The organism is Acinetobacter sp. 228, assembly GCF_048147885.1.
In genome coordinates, this window is the sequence record NZ_JAYWYV010000003.1 from 46,252 (window position 1) to 70,302 (window position 24,051).

Annotated in this window: 21 protein-coding genes; 14 read left to right on the plus strand and 7 right to left on the minus strand. The window is 42.9% G+C overall.

Going from position 1 to position 24,051, the window contains the following annotated elements; translation table 11 throughout:
• Window positions 1-20: 20 nt before the first annotated feature.
• The 4 genes from VXQ92_RS02980 to VXQ92_RS02995 all read left to right on the plus strand — a co-directional run bounded on the left by VXQ92_RS02980 (window position 21) and on the right by VXQ92_RS02995 (window position 3,827).
• Window positions 21-1,187: an acyl-CoA desaturase gene (locus VXQ92_RS02980; RefSeq protein WP_064094732.1), complete on the plus strand. Its 1,167-nt coding sequence runs from the start codon at window positions 21-23 to the stop codon at window positions 1,185-1,187.
• Window positions 1,188-1,320: 133 nt separating this feature from the next.
• Window positions 1,321-2,766, plus strand: coding sequence for a protein adenylyltransferase SelO (locus tag VXQ92_RS02985; protein ID WP_416680348.1), 1,446 nt, complete (start codon window positions 1,321-1,323; stop codon window positions 2,764-2,766).
• A 73-nt stretch (window positions 2,767-2,839) separates the two neighbouring features.
• Window positions 2,840-3,208 carry an MmcQ/YjbR family DNA-binding protein gene (locus tag VXQ92_RS02990; RefSeq protein WP_416680349.1) on the plus strand — a complete coding sequence of 123 codons (369 nt, stop codon included), beginning with the start codon at window positions 2,840-2,842 and terminating at the stop codon, window positions 3,206-3,208.
• A gap of 64 nt (window positions 3,209-3,272) precedes the next feature.
• Window positions 3,273-3,827, plus strand: a complete 555-nt coding sequence (locus VXQ92_RS02995; protein ID WP_416680350.1) for a GNAT family N-acetyltransferase — start codon at window positions 3,273-3,275, stop codon at window positions 3,825-3,827.
• Between the two features lie 233 nt (window positions 3,828-4,060).
• On the opposite strand, the gene VXQ92_RS03000 is transcribed toward VXQ92_RS02995, so the two are convergent.
• Together VXQ92_RS03000 and baeS are read right to left on the minus strand one after the other, a co-directional pair.
• Entirely contained in the window at window positions 4,061-4,747 is a 687-nt protein-coding gene (locus VXQ92_RS03000; RefSeq protein WP_064094738.1) for a response regulator, read from the minus strand.
• 13 nt (window positions 4,748-4,760) lie between these two features.
• The gene (baeS, locus tag VXQ92_RS03005; RefSeq protein ID WP_416680352.1) at window positions 4,761-6,413 is read right to left on the minus strand and encodes a sensor histidine kinase efflux regulator BaeS; all 1,653 of its coding nucleotides are present in this window, start codon (window positions 6,411-6,413) and stop codon (window positions 4,761-4,763) included.
• Window positions 6,414-6,548: 135 nt separating this feature from the next.
• On the opposite strand from baeS, the gene VXQ92_RS03010 reads away from it, so the two are divergent.
• The 3 genes from VXQ92_RS03010 (at window position 6,549) to VXQ92_RS03020 (ending at window position 11,209) form a co-directional block, all read left to right on the plus strand.
• Complete coding sequence (locus VXQ92_RS03010) at window positions 6,549-7,154, plus strand: hypothetical protein (protein WP_416680354.1); 606 nt, start codon at window positions 6,549-6,551, stop codon at window positions 7,152-7,154.
• A 301-nt stretch (window positions 7,155-7,455) separates the two neighbouring features.
• On the plus strand, window positions 7,456-9,258 hold the full coding sequence (locus tag VXQ92_RS03015) for an acyl-CoA dehydrogenase C-terminal domain-containing protein (RefSeq protein WP_416680355.1): 1,803 nt from the start codon (window positions 7,456-7,458) through the stop codon (window positions 9,256-9,258).
• A 169-nt stretch (window positions 9,259-9,427) separates the two neighbouring features.
• Entirely contained in the window at window positions 9,428-11,209 is a 1,782-nt protein-coding gene (locus tag VXQ92_RS03020) for an acyl-CoA dehydrogenase C-terminal domain-containing protein (RefSeq protein ID WP_416680356.1), read from the plus strand.
• Between the two features lie 57 nt (window positions 11,210-11,266).
• On the opposite strand, the gene VXQ92_RS03025 is transcribed toward VXQ92_RS03020, so the two are convergent.
• Window positions 11,267-11,473, minus strand: a complete 207-nt coding sequence (locus VXQ92_RS03025) for a hypothetical protein (protein WP_064094743.1) — start codon at window positions 11,471-11,473, stop codon at window positions 11,267-11,269.
• A gap of 174 nt (window positions 11,474-11,647) precedes the next feature.
• On the opposite strand from VXQ92_RS03025, the gene VXQ92_RS03030 reads away from it, so the two are divergent.
• A complete protein-coding gene (locus VXQ92_RS03030; RefSeq protein ID WP_064094744.1) occupies window positions 11,648-12,145 on the plus strand; it encodes a phosphate-starvation-inducible protein PsiE in 498 nt (165 codons plus the stop codon).
• Window positions 12,146-12,315: 170 nt separating this feature from the next.
• On the opposite strand, the gene VXQ92_RS03035 is transcribed toward VXQ92_RS03030, so the two are convergent.
• Window positions 12,316-12,768 (minus strand): RcnB family protein, encoded by a 453-nt coding sequence (locus VXQ92_RS03035; RefSeq protein ID WP_416680357.1) that lies wholly within the window; start codon window positions 12,766-12,768, stop codon window positions 12,316-12,318.
• A 179-nt stretch (window positions 12,769-12,947) separates the two neighbouring features.
• Here VXQ92_RS03035 and VXQ92_RS03040 point away from each other — a divergent pair, with 179 nt between their 5' ends.
• The gene (locus VXQ92_RS03040; RefSeq protein ID WP_064094746.1) at window positions 12,948-13,406 is read left to right on the plus strand and encodes a hypothetical protein; all 459 of its coding nucleotides are present in this window, start codon (window positions 12,948-12,950) and stop codon (window positions 13,404-13,406) included.
• Window positions 13,407-13,490: 84 nt separating this feature from the next.
• Here VXQ92_RS03040 and VXQ92_RS03045 read toward each other — a convergent pair whose 3' ends face one another.
• Both VXQ92_RS03045 and znuD read right to left on the minus strand, forming a co-directional pair.
• Complete coding sequence (locus VXQ92_RS03045) at window positions 13,491-14,954, minus strand: phospholipase D-like domain-containing protein (RefSeq protein WP_416680358.1); 1,464 nt, start codon at window positions 14,952-14,954, stop codon at window positions 13,491-13,493.
• A 105-nt stretch (window positions 14,955-15,059) separates the two neighbouring features.
• Complete coding sequence (znuD, locus tag VXQ92_RS03050; RefSeq protein ID WP_416680360.1) at window positions 15,060-17,198, minus strand: zinc piracy TonB-dependent receptor ZnuD; 2,139 nt, start codon at window positions 17,196-17,198, stop codon at window positions 15,060-15,062.
• A 141-nt stretch (window positions 17,199-17,339) separates the two neighbouring features.
• Here znuD and VXQ92_RS03055 point away from each other — a divergent pair, with 141 nt between their 5' ends.
• From VXQ92_RS03055 to VXQ92_RS03070, 4 genes are all read left to right on the plus strand, one after another.
• A complete protein-coding gene (locus VXQ92_RS03055; RefSeq protein WP_416680362.1) occupies window positions 17,340-18,104 on the plus strand; it encodes a DUF4184 family protein in 765 nt (254 codons plus the stop codon).
• 162 nt (window positions 18,105-18,266) lie between these two features.
• Entirely contained in the window at window positions 18,267-20,051 is a 1,785-nt protein-coding gene (aspS, locus tag VXQ92_RS03060; RefSeq protein WP_064094750.1) for an aspartate--tRNA ligase, read from the plus strand.
• A gap of 114 nt (window positions 20,052-20,165) precedes the next feature.
• Window positions 20,166-20,387, plus strand: a complete 222-nt coding sequence (locus VXQ92_RS03065) for a hypothetical protein (RefSeq protein WP_004278319.1) — start codon at window positions 20,166-20,168, stop codon at window positions 20,385-20,387.
• Between the two features lie 18 nt (window positions 20,388-20,405).
• Window positions 20,406-21,278, plus strand: a complete 873-nt coding sequence (locus VXQ92_RS03070; protein WP_416680363.1) for a lysophospholipid acyltransferase family protein — start codon at window positions 20,406-20,408, stop codon at window positions 21,276-21,278.
• Window positions 21,279-21,299: 21 nt separating this feature from the next.
• On the opposite strand, the gene VXQ92_RS03075 is transcribed toward VXQ92_RS03070, so the two are convergent.
• Window positions 21,300-22,265: a glycosyltransferase family 2 protein gene (locus VXQ92_RS03075; RefSeq protein WP_416680364.1), complete on the minus strand. Its 966-nt coding sequence runs from the start codon at window positions 22,263-22,265 to the stop codon at window positions 21,300-21,302.
• Window positions 22,266-22,925: 660 nt separating this feature from the next.
• On the opposite strand from VXQ92_RS03075, the gene VXQ92_RS03080 reads away from it, so the two are divergent.
• Window positions 22,926-24,050, plus strand: a complete 1,125-nt coding sequence (locus tag VXQ92_RS03080) for a glycosyltransferase (protein WP_064094753.1) — start codon at window positions 22,926-22,928, stop codon at window positions 24,048-24,050.
• Window position 24,051 lies beyond the last annotated feature (1 nt).

Below are 24,051 nucleotides of genomic sequence, written 5' to 3' on the forward strand. Positions count from 1 at the left end.
TTCTAGGAGTGCTGTTGGAGATGAATGCTCCCTTACCCAAAGCCCCCATCAACTGGATTGCTGTGTTTGCATTGGTATTTTTACCAATCGTAGCCCTGATTGCGATTCCGTTGTATGCGTATCACCATGATTTTAGTGTTGCCGCTTGGATCAGTATGTTTGTTTTACTGGGCGTAAGCAGCCTTGGCATTACAGCAGGATACCATCGCCTGTGGGCACATCGTGCTTATGAAGCCACCTTACCATTAAAAATCATCTTGATGATCATGGGTACATTTGCAGTACAGAATAGTATTTTATTCTGGGCATCTGGTCACCGTACCCATCACCGTCATGTTGATGACGTGGAGCAAGACCCGTACTCGATCAATCGAGGCTTCTGGTATGCACATATCGGCTGGATGTTACGTGATTATCCATCCGGTGTAGCCAACTACAAAAATGCGCCAGATCTGTTAAAAGATAAAGTAGTGATGTTTCAGGACAAATACTACGTTCCATTAGTGATTGCCGTTCATGCCGCAATTTTATTACCTATTGGCTTGATGGTAGGCGATGTCTGGGGTGTATTGCTGTTAGGCGGATTAATGCGTTTAATTTTGAGCCATCACGTCACTTTCTTCATCAACTCACTGTGCCATATGTGGGGGAATCGTCCATATACTGACGAAAATACTGCGCGTGACAATTTTGTACTTGCAATCGCAACTTGGGGTGAGGGTTATCATAACTATCACCACATTTTCCAGTACGACTACCGTAACGGCGTGAAATGGTGGCAGTATGATCCAACCAAATGGTTGATCTGGACCTGCTCTAAACTCGGTTTAGCAAAAAACTTGCGCCGTATTCCTAGCTTTAATATTAAAAAAGCGGAATTGGCAATGAAGTTTAAATATGCTGAACAGGATCTTGCAGTTTATGGCCATGACGTTTCTGAAGATATCTCGACAGTGAAAACCAAGATTGCACAGGAATATGATGCTTTTACCCAAACTTTAAATGACTGGGCGAAGTTGAAAGAACAGGAAATTCAGGTCAAGAAAGCATCGATGGCTGAAAAGATTCACCAGATGGATGACAAATTGAAAGTTGAATTCCAGCTGGTAGAACAACGTCTTTCCCATCACCGTGAGACCTTGAACTTACTGGTTCGTAATTTGAAAAAATCTGCAGTTTCTCAATAAAAATCTGTCAAAACGAAAAGCCTCGCTCGGGGCTTTTTTTATGCTGAAAGATAACGTGAACTCTCGCTTATACAACAGTTTTATACAACTATCTTTGTTATAGTTCATTTACTCCTAGCCTGTACTGAATGCCATGTATTTTAATTCTCGCTATCAAACACTTCCGTCCTGTCTCTATCATCATCAGCTTCCCCTTCCGTTAAAAGGCGCAAAAGCCGGACATTTTAATGCTGCATTGGCAGAACAGCTGCAATGGTCGGAGGAAGACAAGGCAAAATGGGTCGAGATTTGTAGTGGTCAGAAAGTCTTTGCTGAGTTTGAACCCTTAGCCATGGTCTATGCAGGTCATCAGTTTGGACAATGGGCAGGACAATTGGGAGATGGTCGCGGGCTGCTGATTGCACAAATTCTGGATAAAAATAATCAGACCATTGATCTACACTTAAAAGGTGCTGGGTCTACGCCTTATTCGCGTATGGGAGATGGCCGGGCCGTACTGCGTTCAGTGATCCGTGAGTATCTGGCGGGTCATGCCTTAAATGCTTTGGGTGTGGCATCCAGTAATGCAGTTGGTTTCACTTCATCTACTCAGGGGGTACAGCGCGAAAAGCTAGAGCCGGGCGCGATGATGTTGCGTAGCTCAGACTGCCATATCCGTTTTGGCCATTTTGAGTGGATCAATCAATATCAGCCAGATGTATTAGCTGAGTTCACGCAAAAATGTATCGAGTGGCATTATCCGGAATGTCTGCAAGCTGAACAGCCAATATTAGCCTTTGCCACCAAAGTCATTCAGCGTACTGCCGTCATGATTGCCAAATGGCAACTGGTCGGTTTTGCACATGGCGTCATGAATACTGACAACCTGAATATTACCGGCTCAACACTCGACTTTGGCCCTTATGGTTTTATGGAACGCTTCCGTCCGAACTGGATCAATAACCATTCCGATTATCAAGGCCGTTACACCTATCAGCAGCAGCCCAGTATCGGACACTGGAATTTATGGATGTGGCTGAATAACCTGATTTCGCTCTGCCCTATAGACTATGATAAAGAACAATGGAAACAGGATCTGTCCCAATGTCTGGAACACTATGAACCAACTTTCCTGGAACATTATGAGCATGGTTTAAACCAGAAAATGGGGTTGCCAAGTTTCCATAAAGACAGTTTTGACTGTGCAATGGCCTTCCTGCGAATTTTGCAAAGTGAGCAACTGGACTACACCCAGAGTTTTATCCGGTTGCAAAATAAAGACTATGAAGCCCTTAAAGATGATTGCCTGGACCGACGCCAGTTTGAAGCATTCCTGGCGCAATATGAATCTATCCGTGAACATCAGGATATAGAAGAATTGGATGCCGCCATGCAACTGGCCAATCCGCATTATATTCTGCGAAATCATATGGCACAGAAAGCCATTGAACTGGCAGAGCGGGATGATTTTTCTGAAGTAGACCGCCTGTTTAAATTATTGAGTCAGCCTTATCAGAAACATTCAGATCTGGAACAGCCTGAAGATTTAGCACCATTGCCAAGTGATGTGCCAGAAGTAATGGTCAGCTGTTCTTCTTAATTTATTCACATCTAAAATAAAAACTGTGGATAATTTAAACACTATCCACAGTTTTTTTATTTATTCACAGCTTATGACCTTACACACTCTTACTGCCCAAACTGCTTTAAAACTTCCTGAACTAAAAGTCACCCAGCCTTTTGGTGAGGGCTGCGATGTTTATAAAGTCATGGATAAAGTCTTTATGCTGACTTTTCATTTGCGAGGTAAAGCTGCCATTAATTTAAAAGTCGAGCCTGAGCACGGTGCAATGCTGCGGGATATTTATCCATATATTCGTACTGGCTGGCATATGAATAAACAGCATTGGATTTCAGTTTACGAGAGTGAATATCTGGATGAAGCTTTGATCCAAGATTTGGTACTGAATTCTTATGAGCGGGTGGTAGCAAAGTTAAATAAAACAGATCAACAGAGAATTAAATTACTTAGGAGCATTTAAGCTGTACTTGAATAAACTGATCATATATTTTTAAACTAAGGCTAGAATTTTAAATTAAATAACTATGAAAACTCACAAAGTATTAGCTTCGCCTATAAAAACTGATCGTCTAAATTTACGTAAATTTCAGACTGGGGATGAAAATTCTCTCTTTACTGAATATTTCGGAGACTGGGAAGCGAGCAAATATCTCCAGAGAATGCCACATAAAAATATAAGTCAGACAAAAAACATGTTGGAAAATTGGTGTGGGGTCAACTGGGAAGACCCAGATAAAAATTTTGCCTGGATTGTTAGCGACAAGAAAACGGATTTGGCTCTGGGAATTGTATTGCTTTTTAATAAAGAGAATTGTGGGGAAATCCACTTTGGACTAGGAAAAAAATTTCAAGGACAAGGGTTCATGCAAGAAGCCCTAAAAGCTGTAATTACTTATTTAAAAAATAACAGCACTCTTGAAAGAATTGAAACTTTTTGTGATGCAGAACATAGTAGATCGCAAAACGCCCTGATTAAATCAGGTTTCACCCAAACAGGCATTTTAAAAAATTGGGCAAGATTTCCTTTAATCGGTGAGGATACTAGAGACTGTATTCATTATTATATTGAAATAAATTAAAATATTGATAGCCAACAGTTTTTCGCACTCAATCAGAATCTAAAAAAGTAATAAATAATTTTCAGAATAAGTTCTTAACCATCAAAAACCCTAGGTTTCAGAACCCTCTAAAAATGATCCAGAAGGCATTATACACGTGTCCTGTTCTTTTCATAAAATCAAAAGAATAATGCTTTATAAAAAAAGCGAATAAGTACTCACCCATTCGCTTCTCTTAAACATTAAAAACTTAATCAGTCTTCAGGATATTCAAAACGGTAACCGACCCCATACACCGCCTGAATCCACTCATGACGGTTACCGGTTTCAGCTGCATCGGAAATCTTGCGGCGCAGGTTTTTGATATGACTGTCAATGACCCGGTCTGCGACATCAAAACTGTCCGGATTGATATGATCCAGCAATTGCGCACGAGAATAGACCTGTCCAACATGTTCCAGGAATAATTCCAGTAAACGGAATTCAGTCGGTGTCAGGTTCAAAGCTTTTTGCTGGTACCAGATTCGTTGCTGGGATTTGTCCATGCGGAACAGGTCATTGCTTTCCGGTTCTGATTTACGGTCCAGACGACGTAACACAGCCTGTACCCGTGCTACCAGTTCCTTTGGACTAAATGGCTTACAGATATAATCATCAGCCCCCATATTCAGCCCCAGCACGCGGTCAATTTCTTCGGTACGCGCGGTCACCATGATAATTGGCAAATCTGACTGTTCTCGCACTTTACGGCAAATGGTCAGACCGTCCATACGCGGCACCATCAGATCCAGAATCATCAGACTCGGTTTACGCTGGGTAAAGCTGTTATATGCTTCCTGCCCATCATGAAACATACTGACCTCAAAACCAGCAGCTTCCAGATAGTCTCGCACCAACTGTGCAAGTTCGATTTCATCTTCAACCAGCATGATATGTTTCATCAATATATTCCCTTCATGGTTTCATTTGTTTAGGAAAGCTCAGCTTGCATCGCAAGCCACCCAACGGTGAATGTGCAAAGCTTAAGCTGCCGCCCAGCGCCTGAGTAATTTTACATGATAATGCCAAACCAAGGCCGGTTCCGCCAGTGGCCCGGGTACGTGAATCATCGACACGGTAGAAACGCTCACCAATACGCGCCAGTTGTTCATCGGTCAGGCCATACGGACTGTCATCGACATACAGGGTCCATTCTTTATCATCCTGTGTGGTATGAATATGAACCTGCCCGCCTGCTTCAGTATAGCGAATACTGTTGCTCAGCAAGTTCGCCACAATCTGTTTAAAACGATCCAGATCCAGATTTAACTCAGTACCTTCACCCTCTGCAATGACTGCCAATTCAGCCTGTTCAAAGTTCGGCTGGAAGTTGATGAGTTCCTGCTGTACCACTTCCCACGGATTGACCGTCGAGAAATAAAATTGCAATTGCTGGGCGTCTGCCTGTGCCAGTGCAGCCAGATCTTGAGTCAGCTTTTTCAGGCTACTCACCTGCGCCAGCATGGAAGCAAAATGCTCAGGGGTCGGTTTACGGATTCCATCCTGCATTGCTTCAATCTGCGCCTGCAATACTGCCAGCGGGGTTTTTAATTCATGCGAAGTATCTGCCACCCACTGACGGCGTGAGGTTTCATGCTGATCCAGAATTACCGCCAATGCATTTAGTTCATTGGATAAATCACCCAGTTCATCATTGCGGTTCACTTTAATCTGATATTGATAATTACCCTGGGTTAAGGCTCGCGTACCATTCAGCAGACGTTGAATCGGCTTTTTAAAATAAGTCGCCAGTAACAGGGAAGCAATCAGACTTGCCAGAACGCTGAGTGCATATACCAGAAATAAATAACGCTTCTGGTTACTGAAGAAATTGATACTTAAGGCATCATCTTGGTCCAGTACCGGTTTTAAGCCCAAATAGCCGACAATCTGGTTATTTACCATAATCGGACGATAGGAGACCTGCTCATCCGAAGCCTCACCGACCACAAAACGACGCTTGGCATCATACAGGGAAAGACGTGAACTGAGACCAAGACGATCCGGCATCTGGATAAACTGCTTCTTGCCGGTCGGTTGCTGTGCTGGCTGTTCCCCATTCTTGCGGTCAGCTCTAAACAGATTCTGATTGGAGCTGAGCGGGAATTTCAAACCTTCAAAGGGCTGAAACTGGGACGGCAAATTAGATGCCAGCACACGTAATTCTTCTTCATTGACCTGACGTTGTGGCAGCGCCGGATCTACCATACTGGGTGCGACCTGAGCCAAGGTCTGTTCCTGAAAATAACGCTGCTGCAAGGCAATATCATACTGACGGCGCAGCCACCAGCGTGATAAACGGTCATAATCATCCGGTGCAGCTTCACCTTCTATCTGGAGAATCTGTGCCTGAATCGCATTACCCCAGTCCTGATAGACCGCATAGACATCTGCCAGATTTTCAATCACATAATCCAGCTTCTGCATTTCGACATCGGCGACATAGCGGGCAAAATTACGCTGCATATTCAGATGCAATACACCCAGACTCACCGTGGTAATGACCAGCGTGGTCAACAGTACAGTCAAAAATAGACGTAATGCAATGGGAATACGGCGAATGTTCAAAATAGAAATCTCAATTTTTCTTCTATATTCATTATTGTAGCGAACACTGCATCAAAAAACCCTTCATTGTTTCTACATCTTTATTGTTTAATCTTTAACGATCAAAAGAATCAGACCTTTAACGGGATAAATCATATGCAAACCATGACAAAAATAGCATTAATCAGTGGCAGTGTTTTATCAATGGGTGCCTTGACTGCCTGTCAATCTACCAGCAATGTGCAAAGTAGTGATCACCCCCACATGATGAAACATCATGAAGGTAAAAAACATCATCTGAGCCCTGAACAGCGTGAGCAGTTTAAGGCGAAACGTGCAGAACGGATGCAGTTTGCCAAACAGCTTCAACAGGCCTGCGACAATAAAGCTGCTGGTTCAGCCATTCAGGTCAAGAGTGGCGATAAAACCATAGATGGTACCTGCCAGATGGTCTTTAAAGCAGACCGTAAAGAGATGAAGAGTCAACGTGGCGAATATCGCGGCATGCAAGCTGAATATGGTCCAATTCGTGGTGACATGCGTGGAAGCATGATGCGTGGCGAAGTCCTGACTGATGCCCAACGTTCAGAATTAACCAAACAGTTTGATCAGCGTCTGGCTCAACGTCAGGCACATCAACAGGCAATGCGCCAAGCCTGTCAAGGTAAAAAAGACGGTACTGCAGTACAGATCAAGATGGGTGAACACACCATCAATGGCAAATGCCTTGTTCGTTTCCAGCCTAAAGCGCCTGCCTATTAATACATAGGAATCAATGCGTCACTATCAGCACCTTCGGGTGCTTTTTTATTGGGGGCACTTTCTTGCATGCAGTTGACTATTCCTTTCCAGCAGAATATGACTAAAGTCTTTATACGCAAGACATTTAAGGCACTATTCAGATTAATCTTTGACTTTACAGTCACCAACAAATCACCTCAAAAAGCTTGTACCGCAAGGGAAGTTGTTGCACGATTAGACTATTCCAAACCATGTCAGTGACGACAGGTTTTAGTTCATCTAAGATTATAACGCTGGTTCAACCAGTATTGAGGAACCCGATATGCCACAATACAAAGCGCCTTTACGTGATATGCAATTCGTTTTGCATGAGTTATTAAATGCTGAACAACACTATGCAAATCTCCCTGCATTCCAAGAAAACGTAAGCCGTGAGCTGGTGGATCAGTACTTAGAAGCTGCAGCAGACTTCTGTGAAAATGAATTATCTCCTATTAACCAGACCGGTGACCGTGAAGGCTGTACCTGGAATGATGGCGTTGTCACCACTCCAACTGGTTTTAAAGAAGCATACCAAAAATATATCGAGCTGGGCTTCCCTTCTCTTTCTGCTGAAGAGCAATATGGCGGCCAAGGTCTTCCTAACTCTTTAGGCATCACAATTTCTGAAATGGTCGGTACTGCGAACTGGGCATGGGGTATGTACCCGGGTCTGTCTCACGGTGCAGTTCGTACTTTAGAACACCACGGTTCGCAAGAACAAAAAGATACCTATCTGCCTAAACTGGTTTCAGGCGAGTGGACGGGTACCATGTGCCTGACCGAATCTCACGCAGGTTCTGATCTGGGTATTATCCGTACCAAAGCCGAGCCACAAGCTGACGGCAGTTATGCAATCTCTGGCGAGAAAATCTTTATCTCTGCTGGTGAACATGACATGGCAGAGAACATCATTCATATTGTACTGGCTCGCCTTCCTGGCGCACCGAAAGGTACCAAAGGTATTTCTCTGTTCATCGTACCAAAATTCAACCTGAATGCTGACGGTTCAATCGCTGACCGCAATGGCGTACGTTGTGGTTCGATCGAACACAAAATGGGTATCCATGGTAACGCAACGTGTGTGATCAACTTTGATAATGCAAAAGGTTACCTGATTGGGCCTGAAAACCGCGGTCTAAACTGCATGTTCACGTTCATGAACACAGCACGTATCGGTACAGCAGTTCAAGGTCTTGCAGCATCTGAAGGTTCATTCCAAGGCGCACTTGCATATGCAAAAGACCGCCTGGCAATGCGCTCTCTTTCTGGTCCTAAAGCACCTGAAAAAGAAGCAGATCCAATCATTGTGCATCCTGCGGTACGTAATATGCTGTTGACGCAAAAAGCATATGCAGAAGGTGGTCGTGCACTAGTTTACCTGTTAGCACAATATGCTGACGTGGTTGAACATGCACCGGAAGAAGCAGACCGTAAATTTGCAGACAACATCTTGTCTCTGCTCACACCTATCGCAAAAGCCTTCCTGACTGAAACTGGTTCTGAAGCTGCGAAACACGGTGTACAGGTATTCGGTGGTCATGGCTTTATTTCTGAGCACGGTATGGAGCAAATTGTACGTGATACACGTATCGCTTGCCTGTACGAAGGTACGACTGAAATCCAGGCACTGGACTTGTTAGGCCGTAAAGTTCTGGGTACTCAAGGTGCAATGTTGAAAGACTTCACCAAGATCATCCATAAATTTGCTGAAGCAAACAAAGACAATGCTGCAATGAAAGAGTTTGTTGAACCGCTTGCGGCATTGAACAAGGAATGGGGTGACCTGACCATGCAGATTGGTATGCGTGCGATGCAAAACCCTGAAGAAGTGGGCGCAGCTGCGGTTGACTACCTGTACTTCTCTGGTTATGTAACCCTTGCCTACCTATGGGCACGCATGGCACTGGTTGCTCAGGAAACACTTGCTGCCGGTACAACTGAAGCAGACTTCTACAATGCCAAGTTGACTACTGCACGTTTCTACTTCAAGAAAATCCTGCCACGTGTTCGTGCACACGTTGACGTGATTGCAACAGGTGTAGAGCCGTTAATGACTTTAGATGCTGAACACTTCGCATTCTAAGTTAGTGCAGTTTTAAATGCATAATAAGAAAAAGGACGGTCATCATCAGGCAGTCCTTTTTCTTTATAAAGCGTTACAGAATTAACCTTTAGTCGTCTAACATTCAGATTTTTAATGCTTTAGACTGACTCAAAACAACCCAATCAAACAATAAAACAGGTGACACACTATGCCAATTTATAACGCGCCACTTGCTGACATGAAATTCATTCTGAACGATGTTTTCAATGCAGAACAGTTCTGGCAAGCCAATGAAAACCTTGCCCACTTGGATACTGCTACAGCAGAAGCTATTCTTGAAGAAATGGCGAAGTTTGCACAAAATGTCACGCTTCCTCTGAACCGTACAGGTGATGAAGAAGGTGCAAAATATGAAAATGGCAATGTCACCACACCTGCTGGTTTTAAAGAAGCATTCAAACAATATGCTGAGGGCGGCTGGATCGGCCTGGGTGCTGATGCTGAATGGGGCGGCCAGGAAATGCCAAAAATGCTGACCGTTCTGTCAGATGAAATGCTTTTTGCCACCAATCCATCTTTCATGCTCTACCCGCTTCTTTCAGTGGGTGCTGGTATGGCACTGAACAGTTATGGTTCTCAAGCGCAAAAAGAAACTTACCTGCCTAAAATTTACTCTGGTGAATGGTCAGGTACCATGTGTCTAACTGAACCGCATGCAGGTACCGATCTTGGTATTATCAAGACCAAAGCTGAACGTAATGATGATGGTACTTATAGCATTACTGGTACCAAGATTTTCATTACTGGCGGTGACCATGACCTGGCTGAGAACATCATTCATTTAGTTCTTGCAAAAACGCCTGATGCGCCTGCCGGCTCTCGTGGTATTTCCCTGTTCATCGTACCGAAATTCCTGGTCAATGCAGATGGTTCACTAGGTGAGCGTAATCCGGTTGGCCCTGGTTCAATTGAACATAAAATGGGGATCAAGGCATCTGCGACTTGTGTGATGAACTTCGACGATGCGAAAGGTTATCTGGTTGGTAAAGAAAACGAAGGGCTGGCGGCAATGTTCGTGATGATGAACTATGAACGTCTGTCAATGGGTATCCAGGGCTTGGGCGCTTCTGAGTTTGCTTACCAAAATGCTGCGCAATATGCCACAGACCGTTTACAGGGCCGTAGTGCGGCTGGCGTTCAGTCGCCAAACAAACCTGCGGACAGTATTCTAGTGCATGGTGATGTACGCCGTATGCTGCTGAATGTACGTGCCAATAATGAAGCTTCACGTGCATTCGCCGTGTATGTAGGTCAACAGTTGGATATCACCAAATTCTCGACCGATCCGGAAGCTGTGAAAAAGGCCAATGACCGTGTTGCGCTATTAACACCAATCGCGAAAGCGTATCTGACCGATACTGCATTCCAGGCAACCCTGGATGCACAAATGGTCTTCGGCGGTCATGGCTATATCCGTGAATGGGGTCTAGAGCAATGTATCCGTGACCTGCGTATTTCCCAGATCTATGAAGGCACCAATGGCGTACAGTCACAAGACTTGATCGGCCGTAAAACCATTAAATGTGGCGGCGAATATATCTCTGAATATATCTCTGAAATCCGTGACTTTGCCAATAGTCTGGATGCGGACCTGAACTTCATTAAAGATGCCACACTGGATGCCGCGACTGAAGTTGAATCAGTGACTCAGTACATTCTGGAAGCAGCAAGAGAAAGCCATGACTTTCCGAATGCGACTGCAGTGGACTATCTGCACGCTGTAGGTCTGTTGAGCTTCTCTTATATGTTCGCGCGCATTGCCAATGCAGCGAAAAACAAAGAGGGTGAGTTCTATCAAAATAAACTCGCTCTGGCACGTTATTTTGTGCAACGCATTTTGCCTGAACTGGCATTACGCATTACTAAAGTGAAATCAGGTTCTGACGTCATCATGAACTTCTCTGAAGATTATTTCACGACTCAAGCTTAAACTGAAAATCTGCAATAAAAAACGCCTGCTGATGCAGGCGTTTTTTAAACTCCAAAATTAAACTTTTTGGATCAGTAGTGTATCTGGTTGATTATTCGTTTTCGGGTTCAAATGTTTATTTACAATTTTGATATTCCCCTCTGACTCCAATGACTCACAAAGTTCCACCACCTTTTGCATATCCTCAGCCTTAATGCCTACGCCGAGGATTAATTTTTTTCCGGCTTCTAATTGGCTAATTTTTGTTTGAATTTTATCTAACACTTTTTTCTCCTATTTATTCAATGTACCACTCATACAATATAGCAATTTAGTCTAAAAAAAGCGCAAAAGTTCAAATAATTTAATCTTTATTTTTCATTCAATCATTCTGTGCATGATCTTTGCACGTTATTCTGTAACTATCGTTTATATCACATGGAAAATCAGGAGGATAATATGTCCATATCTCGTTCGAAAATTGAAAAATTTGAAGCCCTCCTCGACCGTTTCGGTAATCTTGCTGTAGAAAGCTTTCATTATATTGCCCTGTTTATTATTGGCTGTATGGTGATCTGGTCTGCGGGCCATACCGTCATCGATATTCTGACTGTCAAACAGTTCGCCACCATTGACGATATTCTTTTACTGTTTATTTATCTGGAACTTGGCGCCATGGTCGGCATCTATTTCAAGACCAACCATATGCCGGTACGCTTCCTGATTTATATTGCCATTACCGCCCTGACCCGTTTGCTGATTGCAGATATTCAACATACCCATAAGGCCAGCATGGATCTGGTCATTATTACCGGTTCAATCCTGATTCTGGCTTTTGCAATCTTGGTGGTGCGTTATGCTTCATGGACCTATCCATCGGTGATGCGTGACAAACATAGTGAAAAGCCCCTACCGCCCGGCAAAACGCCACGTCCAGAAGATGATGAACTGGCATAGTCTTTTAAGCCCTCTTTTTTTGCACTTCAGCTTAAAGTAATACTTAAGCCTCGTTCAGGGTTTAGGACTATTGATCTCAAGTAACCTCTCCTCACGGGAGAGGAAACTATTTTGGTCTTTCTGGTTATTTACATTTATAACTGAATTATCCGTTCAGAATTTAGAACAGTTTAACGATTTGACATCAGCACATAACGTCCGTTTTCATAAATCCAGTAGCTGCCACGCGGTGGTGCTGGTAACCCTAAACGCTGCCAATCGGTAATTACCGTATATCTCGAACTTTCAATCCGGGCAACATTCGGATCACCATTGACCCAGCTATAACTATTCGAATTTTGATAAATAGTGGTCGGTGCATGATACTGAATATTGAGGCCGCTTTGACTCTGCGCAGGCGGATAACCCCAATGTGATGGGTGTTGCGGGTAATGTGGTCGCGGTGGCAGTGGACGTTGCGGGTAATGCTGCCGTGGTGGATCATAAGGTCGTGGTGCACTACGATAATTCGGTACAGAACGGTCTACACCACTGTAGCCCACCCAGGCATTTCCAGCCATACTCTGTGCAGAAGCTCCTAATAGCAATGTAGCGAATATTGCACCCGATAATACTATTTTCATTTGAGCTTCCTCTAAATATCCTGATTATATTTTAAACAAAATAAATGCAGGAAATATGAATAAGCTTGTAGGACCTGCAATTTTTTGTAATGCGCTTGCATGTTTTCATTCTGGCAGGCACATCGGCAGGCGGCTGCTTTATGCTAAAATTGCTTTTTTAATGTTTCGAGTTGAATACCGTGGCTGATTTAAATTTCGATCGTTTATATGAATATTTTTCTAAAGTGCCGAGTGTTCAGAAAGAGCGAATTGATAGCTATGGCTCAGATGGCAAACAGGCATGGTGGTTTAAATTTCAGATTAATGTAGATCATCCGCTGGCGTGGCAAACTGTGCAAGAGCTGGGACATGTCCTAAATTATATTTCTAAAAATGAACGTCTTCCGACTCAGTTTCTTCCCGTATCACCTCCACCGTACATGAATGGGGTTGCCAAAGATTTCCTGTCCTGGGTGATCCAGTGTAATCACGCTGATTTCCCGCCAGACGTGGTCTGTGACTGGCTAGAAGCGCGTCTACCCAATCCGGTCGATGATGAAACCCAATGGAAAATTAAAACTGATATTTCTGAACTGGATCAATTAACGGATAAAGAGCTGGATCAGCTGGTTCCGCCAAATCCAGAATCAAAAAGCTGATCATAAAATATCTCCCTAAGTCCCTCTTTTTCAAAGAGGGACTTTCCTCCCATTTTTTAAAGAGAGGTCAGGAGGAATTTAAAATCAAAACGTCGACCAGCCACTCCATTCCATAAAGCGGTACAGCCAGTATTTCCATCGTGAATCATCCTGATAGGCAGCATAATCAAGACTTGCTTTTTGGCCATTCTGGTTCGACCAAGAACTATTAAAATAACGCTGGGCATCGACGAACACACTCGCCTGTGATGACCCAACTACACGCAAATCAGTTTCCAGATTATAGTTTTTCAGGTTACGGGCTGTGAAATTGGCTGAACCTAAAATCATTTCAGCTTGCTGGGTATTACGCTTGATGATCATCTTGCTATGACATTGCTCCCCTTGGGTATTACACCAACGTACCGGAATGCCAGCCTGATGCAGTTCCCAAGCCACCTGCCGGTTTGGAATCCCGTTCTTTTCACGGCCAAAAGCATCTTTGTTGGGATCGAGCAAAACCCGAACCTTGACACCACGATCATGAGCCGCGATCAGGCTTTTAATAATTTTGCGTTCAGACAGATAAAACATCGCCAGATCAATCTGTTCATTGGCTTTTGCCGTCTGGATCAGGTTCAGAATCGCGTCATAAATGGCTTTTTCTGTCAGCACCTGCACCTGTGGCTGGGTATTCTCTGCCTGAAAATCCCCCGCAACGATCGCTGGCATATTGGCATGTGACATCATGCCTACAGACTGTTCCGTTTTCAGAATGTCTACGGCTGTAGTCCCCCAGACTAACAAGCCAATATTGGAATGCCGTGAACTGCCATCATGCGGGTTCATGGAGGTGACTAGAGCTTTCCAGCCCTGATCGGTATCCACCACTAAAGTTTTACGATGATTGGCTTTAAAATTAAATAAATCAAAATAACTGCGCAGGGTAATTTTTTCTGGTCCAAATGGATTTGGTAACCAGCCTTTTTCCGGGTTATTGCCAATGCCCTGGCAACATAAATACCAGAAGCCTGACCAGCCCGGATTGGAAGCCCGTAAAGGAAGAAGATTGGTTTCAATGACATCGATGCCGTGCTGGCGCAACGCCCGATACTGTTCGGACTTGACCCCGCCATAGACCGAATTGATCGGATCGGTAATAAACTTGATTTCCACCTCAGGCTGTACCAGACGTTTACTGATCAGAGCATCCGTCAGCTGTTGACTCAATGCTTGATGCTCCTGTTTCGAGGTTCCGGTTTGCTGATTAAACAAAAACATATCCAGCACAATCAGTGATTTGGCCTCTTCAATCATTTTCAGCATTTCATTGAAAATGCGATGATCCAGATGCTGTTTTCCTTCTGCATCCAGATAGGTCTGATCGGCCAGAAACTTGACTTCGGCATGACGCAGCTTGCCCGTGTAATTCAAGCCTTCCGGTAAAGGCTTATAAGTATGATAAATGGCAGATGCCAGATAACTGACTGCCAGCAGACTGATGGCTAAGGTCGCATAACGGCGAGTCGACCAGTTCAGTTTATTGTGAATTCGTTGAAAGATACGCATAAGAAAAAACCTAACCCAATATGTTCAGGCTAGGTTTTATCTGATGATTTTTCAAGTAGATTTCAGTGATCTCTATTTGATTTGACCTGTTAGTTTATGAATATATTAGAAATCATACTGCAGGCCGACGGTAAAGTTGCGACCCACCTGAGGAATATTGGACAGGAATGAAGTATGTGAATACACCTGATCATCAAGCAGATTGTTGGCTTTGAAATAAACCCGGTAAGCATTTTTATCTGCAATGCTATTGGCATAACTTAAGCCAACATTCACCATATTGTAGCCCTGGGTTTCATTTTCATAACTGGCAATCTTGTCCTGATTAAAGACATGATAATATTCAGCCAGACCTGACCAGCCATCGGCAAAGTCTGCTTCGACTCTGGTTCCTAAGCGGCCCGCGGGTACACGTGGTGCATTTTCACCTTCAATCTTGCCACGCACATAGTCACCAAAAACACTGACTTTATACATGTCATTGATCTGGTAACCTGCCTGTGCCTCAGTCCCATAGAATCTGGCTTTGTCTTGGGTATACTGCACACCGCGTAAATTACCTTTCTGCGCTATTGTTTCGCCATAAATATAATCATCGAACCAGTTGTGATACACATGCACATGGTAATCCAGTTGATCACCTTCATAATGCAGACCCAATTCAAGATTATTTGAAGTTTCTTTATCGAGGTCAGGGTTACCGAGTTCATACGTATTGGTGGCAAAATGCAGGCCATCCGCGTACAGCTCTTGAGCCAAAGGCAAACGCTGCTGATGTGATCCCACCACAGAAAGCTTGTAGTTTGGTGCAAATTTCCAGTTGGCCGCAGCAGATGCAGATACGCCAGTGCCTGAATAATCTTTCTGCTCCGAATCTACTTTCACTTTTTGATGTTCAACGCGTGCGCCCAACTCGACATGCACATCGCCGAACTGTTTATGTTCCAAAGCAAATAAGCTGTATTTCTGGGTTTTGGTGTCTGGCATGAACACCTCATGATTATGACCAGCATGTTCACTATGATCATGCTCATGTCCTTCATCATCATGCTCGTCATGGCCATGGGATTCTGGAGCGGACAAATTAATTTTCTGCTGTGAAAGCTGGGTTCCAACTACCCCTTCCCAGCCTGCAACTGGTACATGCACCAGCTCTAAACGACCGTCATAGCCCTTACTTTTAAAATTACTCATCACTTCGCTTTCTTCAAGCTCATCATGTTCATAGTCAGTAAAGCTGGCATGCGCTCGCAGTTTTTCCACACCGGTAAATGGTTGCTCCAGTTCGGTACGCACCTCATAACGCTCGGATTTTAAATCCACCCAAGGTCCAGCTGTTTCTTCATGATCGTGCTCATCTTCATCTGGTTTTGGGCAGTGAAAATGATCTCCATGAATTTCACAACCATGATATTCATGACTATGACCGGGCAAGCCATACTGATCCTGACGGTTACTATAGGACAGACCGACAAAACCTCGGTCATGAATCCATGAACCGCCAATATTCACCGTTTGCCCTTCGGCAAAGGTATTGCCTACACGGCGTTCTTTATGAAAGTGGGAGTGATCTCCATGCGGCTCTTCGACCACATAATCCGGGGCAATATAATCATTAGCTTTACGTTTTGAACCTTCTACACGCAAAGCAAAGTTTTCACCAATACCCGCTGTCACACCAGCACTTGCCAGTTTCTCGTCACTGCCTGAGTTATAACGTAGACCCACTGTACCTTCCAGGCCATCTTCAGGCATTTGGGTCGGAATTTTCTGATCGGTGACATTTACCAGACCACCAACTGTACCGGCCCCGTAAAGCAGTGTAGATGGACCACGAATCACTTCAACCTGTTTGGCAAGAATCGGATCAACGGTGACAGCATGGTCAGGAGACAAAGTGGACACATCTGCTGTTTCAGACGCATGCTGCAATACTTTTACGCGTGGGCCATCCTGACCACGAATAACGGGACGGCTGGCACCGCTGCCAAACTGATTGGAATAAACCCCCAGCTCATCTGCCAAGGCATCACCAATGGTCGTCGCCCGTTCAGACAGCGCTTTTTGGTCTACAACATGATCTGCAACCGCAAAATCTGCCGCTGTTTGCACCAATGGATGAGCTTGCACCTGAATGGTATCCAAAGTCTGTACAGGTATTGAAGATAAAGTTTGTTCTGCAAATACCGTAGGCGCAGTGATAGCAAAAATTGACAGTGTTATTAGATTCTTAGGAAAGGACATGACCGAAGCTCAAATTCAGTATTTTGGATGAATGTTATAATATAACATTTCATTATTTTTGCAATCCTTTACGATAATGAGCTGAATATTTTATTAGAATGTCTTTCGAATATTTTTTATTACATTAAAAACACTATTTTTATGCCCTTTACCTTGTCGCATGCTGTGCTTGCTCCACCCATTTCACGTTTAAGTGGAAATCGGCTTCCGATTGCTGCACTGGCGATTGGCTGTATGGTGCCCGATTTATATCGTCTCTTTACTTCGAGCAATTCAAATATCACGCATTTATGGTCTTCGCTGATTCATCCTGACCTGTGGATTGGACTTATTTTCTGCATGATCTGGTATGGTCTATATCGCCCAGCCATTTACCGTTTCATCGGTATTCAGCATGAGTTAAATATTTGTAGCATCCTTTCTGCATTAAAGTTTTTCTTGGCAGTTTGTCTGGCACTGATTGTCGGTACAGCAAGCCATTTAATCTGGGATGGACTAACGCATGTCGACTTTCGTACTTTTGCCTTTCATGATTTTTTAGCCCAACAGTTTCAGCTGTTTGGCAACAGTTATCCCTTGCATCGGATTTTACAGATCGGCACGTCCGTGATTGTTTTGCCGTTTATGCTGTGGATGAGTGTGCACTACTATAAAAAGCATCAGCAATATCTGGCAGTCAGCCGAAAAATCAAAGTGTTTGCGTGGAGCTTAGTCCTGTTTTCTGTATTGACCGGCCTGTTTTCTGTTTGGGATTATGCGCGCTATATTCCTACAGATGTCTGGCGATCGGATCTGTACTATTTTACTGGCCGCTCGATCAATGAATTTAGTCAGGGCTTTCTGATCACCTTCAGTCTAGGTTGTTTATTGTTTTTATTTTTGGACAGAGATCGCCGGATGGGTTAAATAAAGCACTGGCTCCAGGTTCTTTCACCGTAAAATAATATTGTTTTTGACTCAAGTTCTTGTGACAACATGCCCAAAGAGGCATAATCTTAACTTTACTCAAAGCGGTACGCTGTTTACGTATTCGCTGACCTTAAACCATATAGTTGGATTTCTAACGCTATGATGCGAACTCATTACTGCGGTTCTTTAACCGAAGCTCAAATTGACCAGACCGTAACATTATGCGGTTGGGTGCACCGTCGCCGTGACCACGGTGGTGTCATCTTCCTTGACATGCGTGACCGTGATGGTCTTGTTCAAGTGGTCATTGACCCGGATACTCCTGAAGCATTCGCAACTGCTGATAAAGTACGTTCAGAATTTGTCTTAAAAATTACAGGCCGTGTACGTCGCCGTTATGCAGGCACAGAAAATGCCAATATGGTGAGTGGTCAAATCGAAGTTCTGGGTAAAGAAATTGAAGTTCTTGCTGCGTCTGAAACTCCGCCATTCCCGCTGAATGACGAAAACACCAATATTTCTGAAGAAATTCGTCTGAAATACCGCTTCCTGGACATCCGTCGTCCAGAAATGCTAGATCGCCTACGTTTCCGTTCTAAATTGACTAACCTGATTCGTAACTACTTCGAGGACAATGGTTTCCTGGACGTTGAAACTCCGATCTTGACTCGTGCGACTCCTGAAGGTGCACGTGACTACTTAGTGCCTAGCCGTGTATCTAACGGTAGCTTCTATGCACTACCACAGTCTCCACAGCTGTTCAAACAGTTGTTGATGGTGGGTGGTATAGATCGTTACTACCAAATTGCTAAATGTTTCCGTGACGAAGACTTGCGTGCTGACCGTCAGCCTGAATTCACACAAATCGACGTTGAAACATCGTTCATGAGTGACGATGACATCATGGATTTAATGGAAACTTTAACGATCAAGATGTTCAAAGAACTTCTAAACGTTGAGTTTGATAAATTCCCACGTATGACATACAACGATGCAATGCGTGACTATGCATCTGACAAACCAGATATGCGTATTCCTTTGAAATTGGTTGACGTTGCAGACTTGATGCAAGACGTTGAGTTCAAAGTATTCGCAGGTCCTGCGAAAGATCCTAAAGGCCGTATCGTTGCGCTTCGCGTACCGGGTGCTGGTTCACTTCCACGTAGCGCAATTGATGAATACACCAAATTTGTAGGCATCTACGGTGCGCGTGGTTTGGCTTATATCAAAGTTAACGAACTTGAAAAAGGCATCGAGGGTCTTCAATCTCCAATCGTGAAATTCATCGAGCCAATCGTGCTGGATCTGTTGAAACGTGTTGGCGCTGAAAATGGCGATATCGTGTTCTTTGGTGCGGACAAAGCTAAAGTTGTAAATGATGCAATGGGCGCGCTTCGTGTGAAGATCGGTCATGACATGAATCTTGCGACTTGTGAGTGGGCTCCGCTTTGGGTCGTTGATTTCCCAATGTTCGAAGAAACAGATGACGGCAAATGGACCTCTGTTCACCACCCGTTCACGCTGCCTAAATCGAGCGTTGAAGAAGTGAAGAATAACCCAGGTGCTGCACTTTCAGTTGCGTATGATATGGTATTGAACGGTACTGAAATCGGTGGTGGTTCACTGCGTATCTATAACCTTGAAATGCAAAAAGCCATCTTTGAAGCACTAGGTATTTCTGAAGAAGAAGCAGAAGAGAAATTCAGCTTCTTGCTAAATGCCTTACGTTATGGCGCGCCTCCACATGGTGGTCTGGCCTTCGGTCTTGATCGTCTGGTGATGTTGATGACAGGTGCATCTTCAATTCGTGACGTAATCGCATTCCCGAAAACCAAAACTGCTGAATGTCCATTGACTCAAGCACCAGCACCAGTTGAATCAAACCAACTGCGTGACCTTGGTATTCGCTTGCGTGAAAAACCAAAAGCTGAATCTCAAGAATAATTCTTGACGTTTTAAGTGAAAAAGCCCTGCCTTGAGCGGGGCTTTTTTGTAAGATTGAGTCGTATCTGGAACAGTGGCATAATAGCCATAGTTTTTAATCTAAGGTAATTAGCAATGGCTATGCGTCCTGCAGTTCGTAATCGCAGCATTATGCTTATTGTATTTTCAGTGGTTCAATGGCTGTTCATGCGCTATATCCTTGCCAACAACCTATTCAATCTCGATACCAACGACCGTATTGTATATTTTTGCCTGAGTAGTATTTTAGGTGCCCTGCTGATTTTTGTGGGTTTGATTTATATGGTGCTGAAGGGCAATCCGGATAAAGATCTATAATCTGACCGTCTGGATCACATGTACACCATACTCAAAAATTTCTCCAAGCTTCCGTTAAGATTCATTCAAAATCTTGCACAACTGGCCGGATCTCTTTTGTATCTCAGCCATTCTTCTGCACGCCAGGTGACAGAGATTAATCTGGCATCTGCCTACCCTGACCTATCTGAAGCTGAACGGGCTGATTTAACAAAACGCAGTCTGAAAAGTCAGTGCATGACCTATGCAGAATCAGTCAAGATTTGGGGCTCATCTCCTGAATACGCGCTGTCTTTAATTCAGGATGTGCATGGCGAAGATATTTTCCTGCAAGCTTTGCAAAATCCTCATGGCTGTTTGGCCGTGGTGCCACATTTTGGTACGTGGGAGCTGTTGAATGTCTGGGTGAATCAACACACCTCTCCTGTGATTATGTACAAACCCAGCAAGAATGAAGACATCGATCGTTTTATGCTGCAAGCCAGACAACGGCTCAAGGCGACCCTTGTTCCAACAGATGATTCTGGTGTACGTGCTGTGTTTAAGCATCTTAAGCAAGGTGGTTTTTCTGCAATTTTGCCAGACCATGTTCCTAAAGAATCCGGGGGAATTTATTCTTATTTTTATGGCCAGAACGCTTTATCTTCTACCTTGCTTTCCAAACTGGCAGCTAAAACACAATGTTCAGTGGTCGGGCTGAGTTGCCTCAGACGCAAGGATCTTTCAGGCTATGATATTGTGGTGACCCCAATTTCTGACGATATTTTATCGAAAGATTTACAGCTTTCTGTAGATACTTTAAATAAAGAAATGGAGCGTATGATTAATGTCGCGCCAGAACAGTATTTGTGGGGTTACAAGAGATTCAGACGTCTAGCAGGCGGTGTTAATCTTTATAAACCGACTCATTAAAATTATGTGGTGTAATAATTGTCAGAAGATAGACCGTCGCGAACTGAGCCAGTTTTTATACCAGTAGAACAGTTTTGGATATTGTAGCATCAGTCGCTTTTCCCGGTTCAAATGCTGTAATTTATCCTGGAAATAATCCAGATCGTGATGAATACGATGTAAAAATTTGCTGTAGATAGCAAAACCCAGTTTAAGGTTCCGTTCAAACAGGGCCAAAATGAGGTGCTCATACAATATCTGGAAATAGGGATTTTCTAACTTATCTCTATACAGGCTTAAGCCATATTCCAGACTCTTGATATGTTCTGGCTTAATTTCACCATTGGTAATACTGTCTGCCCTGTAACGGTACCTGAACAGAGGCTCGGCAATTTCATAAATGATGAGGCCTTTACGATACAGGAATGGAATCGACAGCATGTCTTCGTAGAAATGATTTGGTGGAAACTGAAAGTCCTTTAAAAGTTTACGGTTATACACTCTTAACCATGTATACCAATAGTTTTTAAGAAACACGCGTTTTAAATAATCTGTATCGGCATAAACCAAGCCTGTCTGTTCAGCCAGTACCAGCGGTTTAGTCCCATACTGTTTATTTTCCATCAGTGCATTAAAGTGAATTAATTCCACCTCTGGTGCCTGCCTAATGACCTCTAAAATACGCGCTACAAAATGAGGCTCAACATAATCATCAGAATCCAGATAGGCAATATACTGCCCCTTCGCCACCGCATAACCATTATTACGCGCCATGCTAAGACCCTGATTTTCTTGGTGGATAATACAGATCTTGGCCTGAGATGAATGGGTAGCAAGATAGGCTTCCAAAATTTCTATTGAACGGTCTTTACAGCCATCATCGACAATAATGCATTCGACCTCTGAACTCAGCTGGGGTAATAATGATGTAATACAAGCTTCAATATAGTCCTCTACCCCATATACAGGGATAATGATAGATAACACATAAGGATAGCTTGAACTCATTTTTTTTCTTCACTCAAATTTAACTAAGCCTTTATTATTGCTTTTATCAGAAATTTTTCTTCTTATTGAGGTATTTTTGTTCTAGCCGGAGTGTTAAGTGTAAGTACCCGTATACAGATATAGCTAACTTTATAATCAAGATATAATCATCATGCATAGGAGCCATACTTTTGCAGCTTACACCCTTTGGTTCGGATGGATAATCATAGTGATGACTGTCGTTTAATGCCAAGGCATGCAAAATAGCAGTACTACAACTCTTCGAAAGCGATAGACGCCATTATGACTTATACAGGCGGGTTATAAAGCTGATGAAAATAATCTGATGTCTGGTGCTTAAGCAGCTTTAAAAATCAAAACAGTCTGTATTTATCAAATGGCATCTAAAAAATCAATATTCAGTGATCAGGCCAAATTACCTTAGACACGGTGCATTAGCAGGTTATGATATTGTGACCGCCCCAATTTACGGTGACCTTTCATCAAAAGATTTACATTTCTCTGTCAATATCTTAAATCAAAAACAGAAAGTGTGATTTATATCACTCTAAAACAGTATTTGTCAGGATATAATCAGTGGAGAGCCTTACAAGACATGCGTAAAAATCTTTATAATAAAGATTATCAATAAATTTCTACTTAATAAATCTATAGCGTCTGATGAAAAAAGAATTTAATCAATACCATATATTATTTATAGTGGATCATCTTAAAGGAGGGGGTGCAGAAAAAATTCTTCTTGATACCGCTACAAATTTAGAAAAGACTGGGCATCAAGTCACGGTTGTACCATTAAATCATCATGAGATTAAAATGGACATTCCCACGAATCTTAACTTCATAAAAGAAAGTTTTAATCAGTGTATTTGTTCAGGTAAATTACTCAGAAAACGAGAAACACCAACAGCCGATATAGAAAAGATTAATACAATAATTTCAGATATACAGCCGGATCTTATTATTTTATCGCATGCATTTGCATTCTGTCTTTCCGATTTTATCAGTGGAAATATATGGTTATGGATACATGGCGAGATTTTCAAATCATCCAGAAAACAGACCAATAATCCTTTCAGATGGTATAAAGAATACCGAAGACATTATCTCGATAAGAAATATTTTATTAAACTTTTTGACGGAAAAAATATTATTACCGTTAACCAGAATCTGGAAAAAGATTATAAGCACTTATTACCCCACTCACAAATTTTAACAATTTATAATGGTCTTGATATAAAACATATTGAGCAACAAAAATTAATAGAAGCCCAAAAGATCTGGGATTGCATATTTGTTGGTCGTTTAAGCCAGGAAAAACAGCCAGAACATGCTATCAGGGCATTTGCAAAATCTGAAAAAGCGAAAAACCTGCTGATTGTAGGAGAGGGTGATTTAAAGCCTTCACTACAGGATTTATGTAAACAACTAAATATTGAAAGTCGCGTAGAATTTATGGGATGGGTCAACAATCCGTATCCATATATTCAGCAAAGTCGGTTATTAATTTCCAGCTCGGGCAGTGAAGGTTATGGTTTAGTCATCTCAGAAGCACTTTACCTTGATGTTCCTGTAATTGCCTATAATGTAAGCGATGCGATTTCTCACCAATTGAGCATCGCAAATTTAGAAGAAAATTTGGTTACTCCCCAAAATATAGATGAATTGGCAGAGAAAATAGATCAAAATCTGAATCAAACCTATCGTACTTCTTTTGAGAAAAAACTGCTCTCAAATGAAACGATGGTTAATAAATTTTTAAACCTTATCAAGAATGATCATTACTAAA